Source organism: Rhodopirellula sp. UH5, assembly GCF_056839225.1.
On record NZ_CM166390.1, the window covers coordinates 5513748 to 5533648 of the forward strand.

Consider the following 19901-nt stretch of genomic DNA (forward strand, 5'->3'; position numbering starts at 1 on the left):
TCAGATGATTCGCACAATGTCCTCTCCTTCGCGGAGGCGGAGGTCGTCTTCGGCAGAGGCGAAGTAGGCGTCGATGCCGCGCTCACTCAGCGATCGATCTTCCGATCCGTCTGTGCTGAGTGCGGCGATCAGATCGTCCTCCAAGGTGGCCACTCGGTTGATGACAGTTTGGGAGGTGTCGGTCCAAACGGCGATCAACCTGTCCGCATCGGTCTTGCCTGGAACGGTGGTCAGCCAATCCATGATGATCAGGTCATCGCCGTCACCGCCGTCGAGTTGGTCAGCGCCCAGGCCGCCGATCAAAATGTCGTTGCCAGTGCGATCATACAAACGGTCGTTGCCGCGGCCGCCATCGAGGTAGTCGTCTCCGCCGCCACCGGACAGTTTGTCGTCACCGTCTCCGCCGAAGAACCGGACCGGGATGGTTGAGCGACGGTCGCCGTAGAGGTCGTCTTCGCCGTTTCCGCCATAGACCTCGATTCGGCTGAGGTTGTCGTAGGTTGTGATGACGCGTGTCCGTTTCCCCAGACGCAGATCGACTTCGATGCTGTTCGGTTTGTCTCTCACCGTGTCCAGTCGGACTTGGTCGTCTCCTCCACTGCCGCCGATCACCAGAATGAACAGTCCCGGGTTGTCGGGGTCGGGGATCAATTGGTTTTGTTCGACGACGGTCGTGGTCGATGCGATTCCGCTTCCGTTGACGTCATCGCGAGTTTCGACGATGACGGTGTAGGTGCCAGGTTGATCGGCGACAAACGTGAAGGACTGGCCCGTGCCGGCATGAACGCCGCGGCCGTCGGAGTCTTTGACTTCCCAGGTGTACTCGGTGGTGGCACCGTCGGGAGCGTCGGTGACATTGGCGCTGAACTGTAGCGTTTGACCGACGACGCCAGCGGAGCCAGCGGTGATCGCAACCGTGCGAGTCGCAGGCGGATCGACGGGCGTCCCGCCTTCGTCACTGGGGGGAAGTCCGCCGGGCGTCCAGGTTTCGGTCGTTGCAGCAGAGGTGGCTGCGTCGAGCAACCACTGCGTCATCTGTGGCGAGGTGGTGGTGAACAATCGCTGACCGAGTTCGTCGCCGTCATCGAGGCTGGGATAGTTGCGACCCTCCTCGCTGACTTGGTTGATTCCGGCGCCGCCGTTGACCAGGTTGCGACCGGTGCCGCCAAGGACCACGTCGTCGCCGTCGTTTCCGTTGACGCGGTCGTCGCCGATGCCGCCCAATAGAATGTCGTCGCCTTCGTCGCCTTGAATGGTGTCCTCGTGGAAATCGAGGCTGATCCCGGAGAGCTCTGGCGATCGCATCAAGAAGTCTTCGTTGACGTCGCTTCCTTCGATCGCATAGACGGCCAAGCGAAGATCGACGGATGTCGACGGGGCATCGATCAAACGCGGGGCAAGGATCGCGGCATGGTCGCCCATGACGATGTCGTTGCCGGCGTCACCGCCGATGTCATCGTTCCCGATTTCCCAGCGGGCATCGACGTGACCATGACGTGAACCTTGCGAGAGCCGTTCACTGGTTTCGGCAGCTCGGGCGAGACGTCCTTCGGTCGTTTGCACGTTGGTCGGGACTTGGGCGTTGTCCAGGATTGCTAACTGATCGAGCAGCTTCTCCACGTGCTTTTCGAGTTCCAACGTTGCGATCGCATCCGCGGGTGAGTTCAGCACCAATGGCATCACCAGCACGCCATCGTCACCGATCACCATGTCATCGCCGATGCCGCCGCTGATTTCGTCCTGGTCGATGTTTCGATCCATTTCGGCGACGTACGCGATCCGGTTCAGCGGAGTGCGATTGTCAAGCATCTCGTTGATGTCGACGGCACGGGTGGATCGACGCTGCGTCAAACGAGTCTCAGCCGCCGTTGTTTGAGTTTGAAGCTGGACTTCGAGGTCGGCCAACTCTGCGGTCGTGAGGCCCGGGGTCACGATCGTGTCGGGCAAATCGGACAGGTCTCCCGTGATCATCGGTGCCACCACTCGAGCGTCACCACCAACGAGCATGTCGTTGCCGTCGCCGCCGCGAAGGTCGTCTTCACCGATGGTGATTTCGAGCGTGTCGACGTAGTCAACATTGCGACCGGTGATTGCCGGTAGGCTGGGGCGTTGGCTGGCGGCATCGGCCAGCAACGTGTCGATCACACCGATGTGGGCGACGCCGATCAGGGTGCCAGCGTCGGAGGCGACCGTTCGCAGTCCCTCCAGGTAGTCCATCATGGAGGCCGCGTTCTCGGCGATCGCCGCCGCGTCCGACAGTTCACTGTCGCCGGGGATGACGCGAGTCTCGGGCATCTCCATCACCATTTGGTCGCCGACGATCGTGTCGTCGCCGTCGCCGCCATCGATCGTGTCGCCGCCGATGTCGGTGTTGCGACTGGGGATAGGAAGGTTTCGGATCTCGTAGTCCACGACGGCTTGATCGAGCAGCATGTCGTTGAGTCCGACCATCAACCCGGTGATCGAGTTTTGAGTCTCGTCAATCGAGGCTTGCAATGCCGATACGTCCGATTGCAACTCGCTTTGCACGATCATTGAATCGCCTGCGATCACGTCCTGGCCGTCTCCGCCGAAGATGGTGTCCGCCCCGTCGTTGACCGCCGAGCGATCGACCAGCGTCGGCGTGACCAAGATTGACGCGTTGATGAACACGTCGTCTGTGGTTGGGATCGCATCCGAATTGGCGATCTCCGAAAGCGTCGGGTTGACTCCTGAAATCCGGTCCCAACGTGGGGCTTCCGCGAGCCAGTCGCCGGGAACAGCGACCATGTCCGGGACAATCACATGTCCGCCGCTGGGCAAAGACAAGGTGACTCCCGCAAGCGTCGCCGATTCTGTGGCGATCAACCGCAGCGAGTCTGCCATCATAGAAAGATCGCCGATGATCGAGGTGGTGTTGACACCGAAATCACCGATGAGTGTGTCGTTGTCACCACCGCCATCGATCGTGTCGTCGCCGCGACCACCAATCACCAAGTCGTCTCCGTCGCCGCCGAAAATGGTGTCGTTGGAATCGGCCTCGATGTCCATCAAGATCGCGACGTTGCGAGACAATCCGGACAATGGGTCGGTCAGAAGCACGTCGTCGAAGGTTCGCAGTGCTCCGAACAGAATCCGGTCAGCCGCAAGCAATTTGGCCGCCAGTTCCGCAGGAGGGTTTTGCAGGGTGGACGGGTCCATCGGAATGATGTCTGTGACGTGGGCGATTTGCTCGGTCAGCAGATCTCGATGCCAGGATCCGTCGGTGTTCAGTCGCGGGGTACTGTCGTCGTTGAATCCTCGCAGGATTTGACCTTCATCACCGAGGATCAAGTCAACACCAGCGTCACCTGAGATCGTGTCGGCACCCAAGCCGCCGATCAATTCGTCATCCCCTTCGCCGCCACGCATGACATCGTTGCCGCGTTGGCCACGGAGATGGTCCAAGCCCGCGTCTCCATGCAGTTCATCATTTCCACCAATCAGGTCGTCTTGATCGAATGCGAACACGTCCCGCATCACGATCGACTGCATTGGGGCAAGGTAGGTTTGGCGGGAGTCGCGTGTGACACCGCCATAGGTTCGTTGGATCCTTGCGTTGTCACCCAGGATCACATCGTTGTCATCGCCACCGTGAATCAGGTCGTCTGCGTCGGCACCGCCCGCAACATTGTGTCCGCCGACCAAGTCATCGTCGCCGGCATCGCCATCGATCGTGTCCGAACCTTGTCCGCCGTAGACGATGTCATCGTCATCGCCACCAGAAATGATGTCGTTGCCACCGCCATCGGTCGCCGCAACGAATGTGCTGGTGAGTTGAGCACCGAGGGCCTCGGCACGTGTGAACGTTGCGTGATCGCCGAAGATGACATCGAAGCCGCCACCGCCATGGATCGTGTCGCCATCGGTTCCACCGATCAATGTGTCATCATCATCGCCACCGGAAATTGTGTCGCTTCCGCCAACGGTCGGGGCGAGGACTGTCGCGACATCCACGATCCCTGACGCTGTGATTTGGAAATCCAACGCTGCGTTGTCGCCGTGGATCAGGTCCATCCCGGCTTCTCCGAACAGTTGATCGCCGGCGGTCCCGCCAAGAATCATGTCGTCACCGATGCCACCGTGAATCGTATCCGCGCCGCCGACACCCGAGTCCGTTGTGGTGACGAAATCGATGGTCCCAGGAGCATACGTCGGGGAGGTCGTGTCCAGTTCGTAGTCCATCTGCCCGTTGTCGCCCAGCAGGAGATCGTGACCGGCGCGGCCTTCGATCACATCGTTTCCATTTCCACCCAAAGCGATGTCGTCGCCATCGCCGACATCGATCGTGTCATCGCCACCTTGCATGGGATCGATGGTGCGAATTTGGTTTCGTGATCCCGTTGCGGTCAACGTCATTTGACCGCCGTCGCCGATCACCACATCGACTCCACTTCCCGTTGTGATGGCGTCGTCTTCCGCACCGCCAAAGACCACGTTGTCACCGGCTCCGGCCAGGATGGTGTCATCACCGCCCAGGGTCAGATCGCTGGTTTGGATGTGCGTCAGCAATCCTGCGTCGAAGGTGGCGGAACCGTGGTCGCCCAGCACGGTGTCGGCGTCATCACCGGTCGTGATGTTGTCACTCGCGGCACCACCGAAGACGATGTTCTCGCCTTCGCCAGCCAGAATGGTGTCGTCTCCACCGGACTCAGGTGAAGTGGTTTCAATGCTAGTGAGTGCCCCAGCAACGAAGGTGGCTTCGCCGCCATCGCCGAGCAGAATGTCCGCTCCGCCGGTGGTCGTGATGGAATCGCCGCCTTCCCCGCCGAAGACCAGGTTGTCACCGGCTCCGGCCAAAATGGTGTCGTCACCGCCCAGGGTCGGATCGTTGGTTTGGATGTGCGTCAGCAATCCTGCGTTGAAGGTGGCGGAACCGTGATCGCCCAGCACGGTGTCGCCGTCATCGCCGGTCGTGATGTTGTCACTCGCGGCACCACCGAAGACGATGTTGCTGCCTTCGCCGGCGAGAATCGTGTCGTCTCCGCCGGATTCAGGGGAAGTGGTTTGCAGAGTGGCAAGTGCTCCAGCAACGAAGGTGGCTTCACCGCCATCGCCGAGCAGAATGTCTGCTCCGCCGGTGGTCGTGATGGAGTCACCGCCCTCACCACCAAAGACCAGATTGTCACCGGCTCCGGCCAAGATGGTGTCGTCACCGCCGAACGTTGGATCGCTGTTTTGGATGTGCGTCAGCAGACCTGGGTCGAAGGTGGCGGATCCGTGATCGCCCAACACAGTGTCGTCGTCATCGCCGGTCGTGATGTCGTCATTCGCTGCACCACCGAAGACGATGTTCTCGCCTTCGCCAGCCAGGATCGTGTCGTCTCCACCGGACTCAGGTGAATTAGTTTGCAGAGAGTTGAGTGCTCCAGCAACGAAGGTGGCTTCACCGCCATCGCCGAGCAGAATGTCCGCTCCGGCAGTGGTCGTGATGGAGTCGCCGCCCTCACCACCAAAGACCAGATTGTCACCGGCTCCGGCCAAGATGGTGTCGTCACCGCCGAGGGTCGGGTCGTTGGTTTGGATGTGCGTCAGCAATCCTGCGTCGAAGGTGGCGGAACCGTGATCGCCCAGCACGGTGTCGTCGTCATCGCCGGTCGTGATGTTGTCACTCGCGGCACCACCGAAGACGATGTTGCTGCCTTCGCCGGCGAGAATTGTGTCGTTTCCGCCGGATTCGGGGGAAGTGGTTTCAATGCTGGTGAGTGCCCCAGCAACGAAGGTGGCTTCACCGCCATCGCCGAGCAGAATGTCCGCTCCGCCGGTGGTCGTGATGGAATCGCCGCCTTCCCCGCCGAAGATCAGGTTGTCACCGGCTCCGGCCAGAATGGTGTCGTCACCGCCGAGGGTCGGGTCGTTGGTTTGGATGTGCGCCAGCAATCCTGCGTCGAAGGTGGCGGAACCGTGGTCGCCCAACACGGTGTCGTCATCGTCGCCGGTCGTGAGATTGTCACTCGCGGCACCACCGAAGACCAGGTTGTCACCGGCTCCGGCCAGGATGGTGTCATCACCGCCGAGGGTTGGATCGCTGGTTTGGATGTGCGTCAGCAATCCTGCGTCGAAGGTGGCGGAACCGTGGTCGCCCAGCACGGTGTCGGCGTCATCACCGGTCGTGATTTGGTCAGACCCGGCGCCACCGAAGACGATGTTGTTGCCTTCGCCAGCCAGGATTGTGTCGGAGCCACCGAGATCCGGCGACGTGGTTTGAATGTTGATCAACAATCCCGATTCGAAAGTGATCATTCCTGAATCACCCAAGATCAAGTCGTTGCCCGCATTGCCATGAATCATATCGGCGTCCGCGCCGCCGACCAGCACGTTCATGCCCTGCCCTCCGGTGATCGAATCGGCACCACCCATGGATGGAGCGGTTGATTCGACAGAGAGTATCGTTCCGGTGTTCGGATCGTAGGTCACGCGGCCTTCGTCTCCGAGCACCACGTCGATCAGCGAATCGTTCCCGGCGTGCAATTGATCGCCGCCGGCACCGCCGAGAATCAGGTTGCTTCCGTCGCCCGCAGTGATCATGTCGATCCCACCGATTCCGGAGTCCACCGTTTCGATCGTGGTCAGAGCCATGGGAGAGGTCAGCAGACCATCGGGCCGCGTGTAGACGAGACGTCCACCGTCACCGACGATCACGTCGTCACCGGTTTCCGGATCGAACACGAAACTGCCACCGGTTTGATTGATCTGGTCATCGCCGGCTCCACCGAAGATTCGGTCGTTCCCTGATTCACCCGCGATTTCATCGTCGCCGCCAATCATGGGCGAACGAGTTTGCATCGACTGCATGTTGGTCAGGCCAAGCAATGCCAGACCCCGTCGCTCTGGGACGATCCCATCTTGGTTCTGGAACGTCTCGTCGCCGGGTTGGGCTGGGACGATTCCCATCGTGATGTCGGCATGGTCACCAAAGATCAGGTCGTTGCCGAGACCGCCAGTCATGCGGTCGGCGCCCGCCAACGTCATGTCATCGCTCGTCGAAAAATCGCTGGTCGCGTTTGCAACCGCGAAGGCAAGGATCGGATCGTAGACACCGTCAAACATCAAACCCGCGAGATCGAAACGGGTTTTCAAGTTTGCGTTCAGACCCGTGTCACCGATCATCCGGTCATCGCCCGCACCGCCGACGATGACGTCATTCCCCGAGCCACCAAGCAAGAGGTCGTTGCCATTGCCGCCGTTGATTTGGTCGTCACCACGCCCACCGTACGCCACGACCCCGAAGTTGGCCGCACTGATGTCGAACACATCGTTCCCGTGATCGGCGAACGAGTAAGCGTTGCCGTTGCTGATGCCGGACGTGCTCGAATAACGTGTGCCGTCTTGGAAAGTATCGCCCAGCAGAATCAACGGCGCATCACCGTCGGGGCTCGCGCCTGAGACGGTGAACGTATCGCCGCCCATCACGCCAGAAGTCTCTCGGTTTCCGCCGCCATGGATGACCGTTGTCACGCCGACTGCCGTGCCCGTCACATTGATGGTGTCGTTGCCGCTGCCCATTAAGATTTCGACCACTTCCAGACCCTGGTAGGTGATTCCGGCCGTGGACATGCCGATGCCGGTCAACTGAGTTGGCGTGACATTCAATTCGTCGTCCGCTGCCGATCCGTCGTTGAACACGGCCAGTGTGTCGGTCTGCACCGCTTCGTTGGTGAAGTCATTCGTTCCGGTCGCTTCCGTTGCGGTTTCGGTTGGCAACATCGCGGCGAGCGTGAGATCATGGGAGTTGCCTGATGTGCCACCGTTGACGATGATCGAACCGGCCATCAGAGAGGTCGTGTGGGGACTCGCTGTGAACGACTTTGTCGGCTGAGATTCTGCAGCGGGTGTGAAGGATTCGTCACCACGAACGAGCACGGTTTGCTCTTCCATCCAGTTCACGGAGGTGAACAACAGGTGAGGCGGTTGATCCGCGCCGAACCAATTCGATCCACCGTCGACGGAGACTTCGGTTTGCCCGTACAGAATCAGCGGCAACTCCACGTCAGCCGTGGGAGCCTTGGTCAACCGCACGGTGTAGCTGTCGATTGTCAAACCATCGCGAGAGACCACGGTTCGTCCATCCGATTCCACGATCAGGGCGTCGGCCGTCGCATTGTCGATCACCGTCACGTCGATGGTCGGAGCGGTGTCCGAGCCAATCACATGGGCAGGGTTGAACGTCGGGTCACTGCTGCTGAATTCATGCGTGATCGTGGAGGTGACCCGTTCTCGGAGATCAACGTCGTCGACGGCGGTGATGAGGACGGTTTGCGGGACGTTCCAGTTATCTGGCGTGAACGTCAACGTGTCAGCGGCCGCGTTGGTGCTGATTTGCCCATCGTGATGAAGCAAGACCGTGACATCGGCTGCCGGGCGGCTGGTCAATTGAACGGTGTACGAATCGTTGATCCCCGCACCGGATGCCAGGTCGCCTTCCAGAACAGTCGTCCCACCCTCGGTTTCGCGAAGGATCAGTCCGCCGAGGTCATCGTCGTACACGGTGACGAACAGGTTCTCGATCGGCAACGTGTTGAGGTTGGCGACCCGCTGTTGAACCGTGTTGTTGGTCGAGGTCGTGCGTGCGATCAGAGTGTGGTTGATGATCGCTCGGGTTTCACCTTCGGCCACATCGTCGCCGATCGCGCGGGTGTAGATCGTCCGCGGTGTTTTCCAATTCGCGTCGGATCCGGAATCAAACACCAACGTGAGTGCGGTTTGCCAAGTCACTCCGTCGAGCGAAACTTCAATTCCCTTGGCGGGATCACTTTCAGTGCCCTTGGTCTTGCTCGCACCCGCTGCGGAGACAGTCAGGTAGGCTTTCGTACCGGCGTGGTTGGCACGGTCGACGGCCATTCCGATGGTGTAGCTGTCAAAAGCCAAACGGGTTGCATTGTTGATCGAGTTGGTCGCGAAGTCGGCGGAGGTGTCGTAGGCGTTTTCGATCACGGATGATTCGCCACCGGAGTGAACGATCGACACGATGCCGGTCTCTTGCCCGGTGTAGTCGCCCGTGATGGTCACGCCGACGCCACCGATGTGTGCCTGTGCGTAGTCGGTGTCATCCGATTCGACGCCGTGGTTGATGATCGACGAGGCACCGCTGTCGGATCCTGACACGATCGTGTCGGTGACATCGCCACCGATGGAAATGAAATCGCTTCCCAGTCCGCCAACAATGGTGTAGGTCGCACCGGCGCGAGTTCCGAGCACGAAGAACGAGTCATCGCCTTCCAGGCCATCGATCTCGAACGCTTCTTCAACGCCATCGAGGTTGATGTTCAGGCCGGCACCATAGATGCCATCGGCCGTGATCACAAAACTGTCGTCGCCTTCGGAACCGATCGCCACGACGCGGTCGGTGCCTTCGCCACCGTTGATGCTGACGGGCGCGTTGATGTTGTAGTGAACAAGGTCGTCGCCGTCGCCGCCTTCAACGACGGTTTCACCTTCGATGATGAAGGCCCGAATCACGAACGTGTCATCGCCGGATTCGCCTTCCATCCGCAGCGACGCCTTGTTGCTGTAGACAGAAAACTCATCTTCCCCCGCACCGCCGAAGATCACCATCGGCTTGGAAATGCCATGCGACAAATAGCCCAGCGTGATCTCGGTGGTTGCGATTTCGTCACCGACCATCACACCACTGGGGTAGACCCCATTGACGGCTGACCCCGCCGCGTTTGGGTCACTGCCGAAGACCTGGCCAACCTGGAACACGTCTTCGCCTTCACCGCCATCGATCGTGGTGGCGGTGGAGTTGTCATCAATGAAGAACGAGTCATTGCCAGCGTAGGCATTGATTCGCAAGCGACCATTGATGGTTTCATCCATGTCGACTCGCTCAAAGTTGGCGGTCGGATTGTCGTCGCCGTCCAATTGCAGCAATGCCATGAAGTTTCGCCGCAGCAGCACGGTGTCATCTTCCAATGTCGTGTGGATCGTCAGCGTGTCGTCGCCGTCATCGGGGTTGCCCGAATCGGTGACGCTGACACGTTCGTTGCCGATTTGGTCCAAGCGAATGTCGATCGCGTCGGTGCCGCCACGCATGTCGACGAGATAGCGGTCGGCGTTCAAGTTTTTCAGCCACACGAAATCTTGATCCGAGCCGCCGTGCAGTCGTGTGACAGGAGCGTCAATGTTTTGACGGATCTCGATTGTGGATCCGGTGCCGAGATCAGCATTGCCATGATCCGCTTCAAAAACGACTTCCTCCGAAGCGAAGACACTTGCGCCCTCGGAAACGGTCACGTCGTCACCCACCTGGAAGGTGATCGAACCGCTTGCGACATCGATCGACGAAGCCGAATCGAGCAACAGGTTTTCACCGGTCGCGGAGGAATCACGCACGGTCAGGCGAGTGTTGCCGGCGGTGGTGGCGATTGAATCGACGATCAATCCACCGGTGGTTTCCGTGACGAACACCGGAGCACCTGCTTCCATCGACAACCGTCCCTCTGTGGTCGCGGCATTGTGGTGGGTGTCGATTTCCAAGTCATTCGCGTCCGAACCGATGCCCGACCCGGCGTTCAAGATGATGCTCCGGCCGGCGACATTGGTTGCCGTGTCGTTCATCGCGTCGATCAAGTTGGCGTCGGCCCACAGGAGCACGTCGGCGATGTCCGCTGTGATGCGCCCAATGTTCAGGTCACCGCTGACTTCGGCCAAGCGAATGGTCACGTCCGCGGTCGCGTCGACTTGCCCGGCCACGTCGATTTCCAACGGATTGTCGGACGAACCGATTTCTGCTGTCCCGCCAGAGGCGGTCAAGTTCAGGGTGTTGGCAACCACGTTTGCGTCCGCATCGGGAAGTCCGCCGGTGCCGGTTTCGCGGCCGTCGAGAATGTCACCGGTCGCCGTGATGGTCACTGCTGCTGCGGAGGCGTTGACTCGTCCCAACATCACGTCCATGTCGGAATGAAGTCTCGCCAGCGTGCCGGCAACCGTGACGTCATTCAGATGCAGATCAACGAGGTTGTTGACGTATGCGTTGCCACCGATGTTCGCATCGAAATTGCCGGTGATCTTGGATCGCAAGGCTTGCGTGTTGGACGCTAAATCACCCCCCGTCGCAATGGATGCGGTGGGGGCATCCAAGTGGACCATCGTGGGCGATGTGATCGGTGCGCCGATCAAGTTTTCGTTTGCGTCCAGCGTGATTGAATCGTCGGAAGTCAATTCGCTGATGGTCAGGTTTCCAGCGTCGGTGCTGATGCGCATCGCACCGCCAGCGATCCCGGAGATCAGGTTCAAGTCGCCCGACGTCGCCCGCACTCGCATCGCGCCGGTGGCTTCCAGTCGTGTTCGACCCGGGGTCACGATTCGGAAGTCGGAATCAAGGTCCACACCACCCATCGTGCTGGCGTTGATGTCCAAGTGACCACCCGCATTGATCGCGAATGACCCGGTTCCCTGATCGATCAGGGATCCCGTCGTGGAAACACGCACGTCGCTGACCGACGAAATCGAATCGACTCCCAAATCGCCGTGGCCGCCGATGGCCACACCTTGAGGTGCACTGGCGATCAGAGAACCAGTCACTTCGACATCAATGTCATCGGTTCGGTGCAGTCGCAAACGCTCGATGATGGTTCGGTCTTCGATCAAATCGCCCATTGAAACGGTGACCGATGCACCCGCACCGCTGGTCCCGGTCGCGGCGTCAAACGATTCGCTTGTGTTGTGAGCGATCGTGACGAGCTGCCAACGCGACGAGTCGGAGAAATCTTCTCCGGACAGGGTGACGTCTTGGTCCGCAGCGATGAATTCGTACCATCCGTACTCGTCGTCAGGCGATTCGACCAACACCGTTTGGTGGGTTTGAATGGCGATCGGATCGGTGTTGTCCGTCGTGTTGAAATCAGGAGTGACAACCGACCAATTCGCGTCGTCGCTGACGAGCGAGGCGAGCTGATCGGGGGCCAGTTGCATGTCCACGCTGGCGGCGCCGGTGTAGCGGTAGATGCGATAGTGGACACCGACAACATCACCGACTCGGGCTGCTTGGATGGCAGTCCTTTCTGAATCGGACAAGGACTCCAAACCGTTCGCCAGATGAATGGTTTGTGGTTGCAGCAACGCACCGATTCGTCCCGACGCGGTCAAGCTGACATCGGTGGCGGAAACATTGAGTGTTTCGTTGTTGGTCGGCGCGGCAGGTGAGATCGTCGAGGCGGCTTCGGGGTACAGGAAGTGCGCCAGCGATGCGGTGATGATGGAATCGGTCGTCGTGGCTTGGAAAACTCGATCGGCGATGATCGACGCTTGGGTGTCGGAGTCCAAACGCACGATTGTGTCGGGGTTGTAAACAGCTCCGTATGGTTCGCCCGCTTCGGCGGTGACAGCGTACGCCAATCGTTCGAGTTGGATGGCGGTTGGATCGGTGCCAGCGGCAATCGGCAACCGGATGCCTTCGTGGGAGAGGCCGGATCCTGGATCGGGGGCAATGGCCGCATCGTAACGAGTCGGTGCCAATTGAAGCGTGTTCGCTCCGGTCACGACGACGTACAACAGGGAACCGCTGACAATCCCGGTACCAGTTGCTCCGTCGTTGTTGAATCGAATCAGACTGCCGGAGGCCAGTCCGTGCGGTGCGACGGTGGTGATGGTTCCAGTTGCCGAATCGATCGCTGCGACATGGATGGTTGAGGCAATCGTCGGGACAACCGATTGTGTTTCGATACGAGTCTGCCAGTGATTGTGATAATCCCGAGTCTTGCTCGCTTCGGTTTGACGGATTTGTTCGTGAGCGGCAGCGGTGGCGGCGTCTCCGAACAGTTTTTGACGTGCGTCAATCGCGGCAATTTGCTCGGGAGTCGGCGCCCTATCCGATTCAATGATTCCATCGACAACATCGCCTGAGGCGGCGGTCACGGTCACGTCGCCGGATGTGCTGAGGATCGCAACGACCGAATCGGTGTAGGCGGTCGGCGACACCAGATTCAATCCGCCGGAGATTTCGATGACGTTGATGTCGTCGCTCGCGTAGGCCGACAAGCCAGACGTTGTGTCAACTCTCAACGTGGAATCGCCGCCAACCGAACCATCTCGGGTGCGAAACTGCACATGGTCACCGGTCACGATGGAGGATTCGTTCTCCGCGACCAGCCCACCGGCAACGTTCAGGTACACGTCATCGCCCGCGGTGACGTTGCGGATCGTCATCAACGATGCGTCCGCTGCAGCGGAAGTTTGTCCAATCCCATGGATCGTGATGTCGCCGCCGGCGGTCGTGGTGAGTGGTGAATGACCGGTTTCAATGTGGGCAAAGACATTGCCAACGGTTGCGGTCAGGATTGGTGTTTCCCCGTAGAAACCCGAGGTGCCCGTGGTTTGAATGTTGCCCTGGGTGCTCGTGATCACGACTCCCGAACCTGCGGGGACTTCGACGTCGCCCGAGAAAATCACGTCGCCAACACTGACAATGGAGAGGCTTGGTTTTCCCGCTTGACCGACCGAGGTGATCTCAATCGGACGATCCGCGATCAGGGTGTGTGTGTAGTAGTCCGTCAAACCACTGATGACGGTGACACGCGAGTGAACTGTCTTTGAACGCAGCCATCCGCCGCCCGTGGTCCATTGTTCGACGTGGTGGGACTGGTTGATGTAGTCGCTGTCGTAAACGTCCGTGGTGCCGCTGGCCGGTTTGGCGACACTTGTCCAGCGATTGGTGTCGGCGTAGTTTTCTTTTGACAGGTCGATCGATTCGGTGACGCTTCCCGCGAACCGGTAGTAGTCTCCGACGGTGCCGCCCGCGTTGTGGTCCGCGATCACCCGAATGATGGTTTGTTCCGGCGAAACGCTGACGTTGCGATCGACTTTTTGTTCGTAAGTCAGCGTGTACTGGTTGCTACCGATATAGTCGGGGAAGTCCGCTTCGTCGGGGCGAACGACGACTTCGGATTGCAGGATGGGTTGGGCATCGCGGAATTCGATCGACTGGTAGGAGTAGCCGCTGTCCTTTTCCAGTAGGTCGGCGAACGAGTTGTCGCCGAACAGATTGAAGGACTTCTTCTCGTACACACGGACGACGGTTTTCGTTTTCTCCTGGCCTTCGATCCACAGATAAACTTGGCCGCTGGTCGCGCTGGAATACTGGTCCGACGAACCGGGGTAATAGAGTTGGCTGGCGGCCGTCGGGGTCGGCGTACCAGGGGCGGGCGTGTATTCGATTTGCGGTGGCAGTCCGCCGCCAGGTGTGCTGTTGAGCGTGCCAATCTCGTGCAGTTCCGTCATCCCTGCCGAGGTGGTTTTGTAAGTCGTTCGACGCAGCAGTTCGGAATCGATCAGAACAATTTCGCCGACACGGTCTCGGGTCAAGTTGATACTGTCGAACACGATGTCAAACGGTGATTGGTTGTCGACGTCCAGAGACGCGTAGCCGTCCGCGACAACAATCTTGCCGCCGCCGGTCGACAGGATTTGACCTGCCAGGGTGATGTGGCCGCCCTGGGGTTCGAGTTCGCGAATGACGATCGAGTTGTTAGCCGCGTCAAAGTAGCCGTTCACCGGGATCGAGGTGGGGCTCGTGTCGGATGTGAATGACAGTCCTGCCAATGGATTGCCGCTGGCATCGATCAAGGCTTCGGTGGTCCGACCTGGATTGAAATCAGAATCAATGTTCAGCGTGATGGTGTCGACGCCGGATTGAATCAGCCCGTTGATATTCAAGTAGCGAGCCGTGACGGAAATGTCCCCTTGGGCAACAATCGCGGATCGGCTTTCGCTGATCGAGGTGGCAAGGTTGTGTCCGTCGGCGTTGACGTTCGACGTGGTCGCGAAAAGGTCGCGTTTTAGATGGCCGTCGGTGTTGAACACCGCGGCCCGCAGCGGTGCGAAGTCAATGTATTGCCGTGGGTCAACGTTGGTGTGCAGGAACGAGGGTGTGTTGAGCGTGAATTGATTTCCCGCCTGAATGATCGTTTCAGCGGAGCGGATTTCGCCCGCCACGTTGATGCTGCCGGACGGATTGCTGATTCGGACGGTGCCGTTTTGATTGACAATGTCGCCATTGACGTACAGGTCCTTTTGCAAGCCAGCGGGCAGGTTTTGCAAGCCAAGTTCCGCAGCAGTCGCATCCGGCGGTGTGAATGTGATCGAGATTTCGCCGGTGCCCTGACCGTCGGGCAAACCCTCGGGCAACACCCAATTGACGTAAACATGTCCCGGGGTGAACTGTTTCAGTTCGCCATCGACGACCGCCGTGCGTCGGTTGTCCATCACGGTGGTGTCGTTGATGATCGACATCAGCGGCGTCGCGTTGGCGATCGTGATGCTGGCACTGTCCCGGGCGGTCAGGACACCGGCTTGCGTGTTGGTGTTGGCTTCGATGAAAATCGATCCGGGAGCCGCGACGATGCTGGGCATTTCCACAAAGATCGCGTCGACGGATTGTTGGACTGGTTGTTGGGTGAAGCCCGCTCCCAAATCTTCCGCTGGCAGCAGCAGACCCATCGCGTCGAGTTCATCGTTGATTTGGTCGAGTTGAACTTGGTATCTCGCGATGGCTTCGGCGTTGTTGCTGTGGGACCGCATCCAACTCAGGACGGTGTCGCGTTGCTTCACCAACAGGTTGCCGAGGTTTTCATACGACAACGTTGGCAGTGGCAGTTCAGCGTTCTTGATGACGTAGAACTTGCCTGAGAAATCGTCGCGAAGTTCTTGGGTGTGGTCGCTGTCGTAGGACGGCATGTCGACCTCATCAAGCAGCGAGGGGTCATTGGTCCAATCCGATTGTTCTTGGGCGCTAACTGGCAACCAAGTCAAATTGTCCGAGTAGTTGGCCGTTTCGAGTATGACGGGGATGTTGGTTGCCTGATCCAATCGGTTGCCGGCGGAATCCGAAGGGCTGTAGCGGTAGTACTGGCCATCCACGCCGCCACCATTGGCATCGGCAACGGCTCGAACAATCGTTCCATAGTTCAAGAGAATCGGGATCGCATCGATGGTCAGTTTGGCGAACTTAAAAGGAACGTCCTCAGCGAGGTCCTCTTCGAAACTGAAACGTGTTTTTGCCCAATCCCGATCGGTGTCGGACAGAACGGGCGTCTGATCCGTGGCAAAATCCAATCGCGTCCCGGCGTCGTGGTTGGTTTTATCCCACTCGACGTTGCCGATGGCCAAAACGGCTTGGTTGTACAAGCCGGCCGTGATCGTCGCTCCGGCATCCACATCGACTTCGCTGGTGCCGTTGATCGTGGTGTCGTTGGCGACCGTGTATCCATAGGGAACCAGAGACAGGCTCATGACCATGCCTTCTGCCTTGCCCGTCACCGGAATGGCCTGCGCCCGATCGGCGATCAACAACACATCGCGATAGCCTTCGATTCTGGATCCGCTGGAAACATCGACGGTGTTGTGCCAATCAATGGTGACACTTGGGTCGCCGATGGTGATGCTCGGTCGCAACGAGATCGTGGTGACCTCCACGTCGGCGAGGTGGTCGATCAGGTTGGGGACTTGGAAGCTGTCACGGCCTGTTTGCAGGCGGACTTCGGAACCTCGGATCAGGGTGCCGTTGACGTCGATGCGGTTCTGAATGTCACTGGCGGAACTTGCGTTGACACCGCCCGCACTGGCGACCGAGGCAGACAACAGGCTGGCACTGGGCCGCAGCAAAATTTCGCCTTGGGAAGACATCGTGATATCACCGCGACGGTTGATGATCGATGAGTCGCCAAGTGTGATCGCTGCGTCCGTGTTGGAATCGAGGTTGCTCAGCGCGGTGGACACCGCCAGACCCGCGATGGCTTCAAGGTGGATGCTGTCGTAAGCCGTGACGTCGACACCCACATCGATCTTCAAGTCACCGATCTCCTCTCCGTCGACGATCACGCTCGAGTCGTCGCCGACGGTCACGGTTGCATCCAGGCCATCGGCGTCGGTGCCGATGTCCGTTTGACTGGTCAAGACCACCAAGTTGCCGAGGGCCGCTGAACCAGAACGTAAATTAGTGCCATCGTTCTGCTTGGTGACCGTGTTCTTGGCCGCGACGCTCAAGTTGGAAGCGGTGATGTTCGCTCGGTCGCCGATGGAAACATTGGCGTCGCCAGTGAGCGTGAGATGCAACCCTGCACCGCTGCCCGCGGCGAGCGCAAAGGTGTAGGCGTCCGCTTCCCCGTCGAGCTTCTGCAGCGACGTCGACGTGACGCTCATCGGTCCCGATTGAATGGTGACGTCATCGCCGATCGAGGCGATGGTTTGTTGATCGCTGGTCAAAATCGTGTTGGCACCGACTCCTGAAGCAATGCCAACCCCGCTGGCAATCGCTTCTCCGAGGGCGTCGTTTGCGTTGGTTGCGGCGATGCGAACGCCACCGGCCAGGATGGTGGTCCCGTCGCCGATTCGAGCGGTGACCTCATCGACGTTTTCGCCTTTGCCCAAGTGAGTTTCCGAAACCATGGCACCGATGGCCACGGCACCTGCGGCACCACCACCGGTCGTGCTTCGCGACGTGATGTCGGTGGTCGCAACAATTTCGACGTCCCCCGAGGCACTGATCGTTCCACCGCTGATGTCGGCGTTGACCGCCTGAGCGATTTTTGCCGTGCTGTTGTTTCCGGCCACGCCGAGGTAGAGCGACGCAGAGACGCCGACGCTTTCCGTTCGCTTGATGTCAACGGTGCCGCTGCCATTCACGGTCACGCCGGATGCGTTGATAATCGCGTCCGTGATCGATGCGTCGATCGTTGACAAGGCTTCGTTCGTGACCAGGGCAACTCCCAGTGCGGCACCGAAGGACAGAGCCAAGTCGACGTTCACCGCCGTCGCGTCGAGGGTGGCGTCTTCGTCGGCCTGAACCGACACGTTGCCAAGCACATCCAGTTTGACTTGGCCAAGGATTTTTGCTGTCACATCGTTGTTGATGCTGTTGTGCAAATTCAGTCCACCACCGCTGGCGGAGAACCCACCTGCACTGATGGCCGTCGAAACGCCGGTGACGTTGTCGATCTTCATGTCGCTGGCGTCGGCTGTCACATTGACGTCGCCTCCGGCCACGATTCCAAAGCGAGTGGTCGCGCCCGTGTCGCCGGAGATCCACGATTGGACTTCGTTGCCTACCGTGTTGGTGACGGTGGTCACGGCAACCGCGAGTGCCCCGACTGCATCGGCGATGGAAGCGCCCACTCCAGTCGCCTTGGTCACGGCCACACTCCCCGTGGCGTGAACGTTGACATCTCGTCCAGCGTGAATCGTGCTGTCTTCGATGAAGGCGTGAGTTTGCGAATGGACCTTCGTGGTCGAGGTGGCTCCGGTGGCGGAGACCGCACCGCCGATGGAAACCGCCACCGCGATTGCGCCAGCGGCGCTGGCTGTTTGCAACGTTTCGGAGCTTGTCGCGGTGACGTCCACCGTCCCATCCACATCGATTGCACTGCCCGTGATGGACGCGTAGCTTCCTGGAACGGCGTTGTCATGCACCGAGTCGAGTTGATTGATTGCGATGGCCGCTCCAATCGCACCGCTGCCACTGACGATCCCACCACTCGCAGCGACCGAGGTGCTGACGACGAGTGCGTCGACGGTGCTGGTGTTGGTTGCGTGAACGTTCAAGTCGGCGGACGACACCACGTCGCCACTGGAACTCAACACCGAGGAACCTTGTGTTGACACGAGGCTGTTGTCGACGGTCGCATGGACCGTGTTGCCAATTCCGTTGAACGAATACGCGCCCGCGCCTACCAAAGCAAGGGAAGCCTCACTGACCGCGGCGCTCACTCCAACTGCGATGGATTGAGACTCAATCTTCGCGTTCGCAGTGGCTTCGACGATGATGTCCCCGGCAAGGCTTTGCTCGGGAGTCAGCGTTTGTCCTTGCAGGCTGGTCGCCGTTGCGGTGTCGTGCCCGGTAGCCAGAATCCCGCCTTGGACGTTTTGAATCGAGGCGTTGACTCGGTTGTGGGACAAATTGATCGCTGCCGAAACACCGATGCTGAACGCACCGGAGGCTTCCGCGCTGAAGGCGACCGTGATCACAGAGGCATTTGCGACGGTGGAGATTTCGGAATTGTCGTCTGCCGTGATCGATGCCGACACGACATGGATGGAGGGCACAGCGTCCCCCGAGAAACCGCTCAGCAAATCATCGTCCGCGTCCTTGATCACGCGATCTTCTGGGCCACGATAGGCAATCGTGGCGGGAGTTGGGCCGTTGCCGGAGACCTGGGCGGACACATCCATGCCGATCCTGTTGACAACGCCGAGGCCCATGCCTGCCAGACTGACGGCGGCAGAACCGGCAATGCTGGCTGCGCCTCCGTTGGCGAGCGTGACGGCGTGAATCTTGGAATCGGATTTGGCATCCACGATCAGCTGACCGTTCGCCACCACGTTGGAATCTTCCACCAGAGCCGACGTTTGAGTGTGTGACAGCGACACGTCGACCCGTTTCCATTTCTGCACGTTGTGCAGGTCCAGTTTGCCGATCCAGTCGGGCGAACTGCCCTCCGAGTCTTCGTCATAGTCGATCGCAATGGGATCATCGCCAACGTATTCGTAGATGTTTCCTTTGGCGGGACCGTAAGACAATTTCAGCGATTGTCCGTTGGTCATTTGAGTTTGATCGCCAACCCAATTTCCTTCTGTGTGCTCGGTGACGAAATCGGCAGTGACGCTGTTGTCGGCTTCGTAGCCGATGACATTTTGAGCCACGGTCACGCCGAAGGAAATCGCGACTGCGTCGGAACCGCCGATGCCGAGGGCAAGCGATGTGGAATCAATCACCGCGTCGATGTCGGCGGACGATTCTGCGTCGACTTGGACGTTCCCTTCCGCGTGCAATCGTGAACCGGTCACGATCGCGAGCGTGCTCCCGTTGATGGTGTTCGTTGCACCGGCTCCTGCTCCGCTGACCGCGACGCCTGTTTCACCGCTGAGTGCCGCGGCGATGGAGGCGCTGG

At 59.5% G+C, this 19901-nt stretch carries 1 protein-coding gene (only partly in view); it reads right to left on the minus strand.

The window, feature by feature from the left end:
• Nucleotides 1-19901, minus strand: the 3' portion of a protein-coding gene (locus tag UH5x_RS19610; RefSeq protein ID WP_482633408.1) for a PKD domain-containing protein. 7549 nt of this gene lie beyond the right edge of the window; the window shows 19901 of its 27450 coding nt (coding positions 7550-27450); its start codon lies beyond the right edge, outside the window — the gene reads right to left on this strand; it ends in the stop codon at nt 1-3.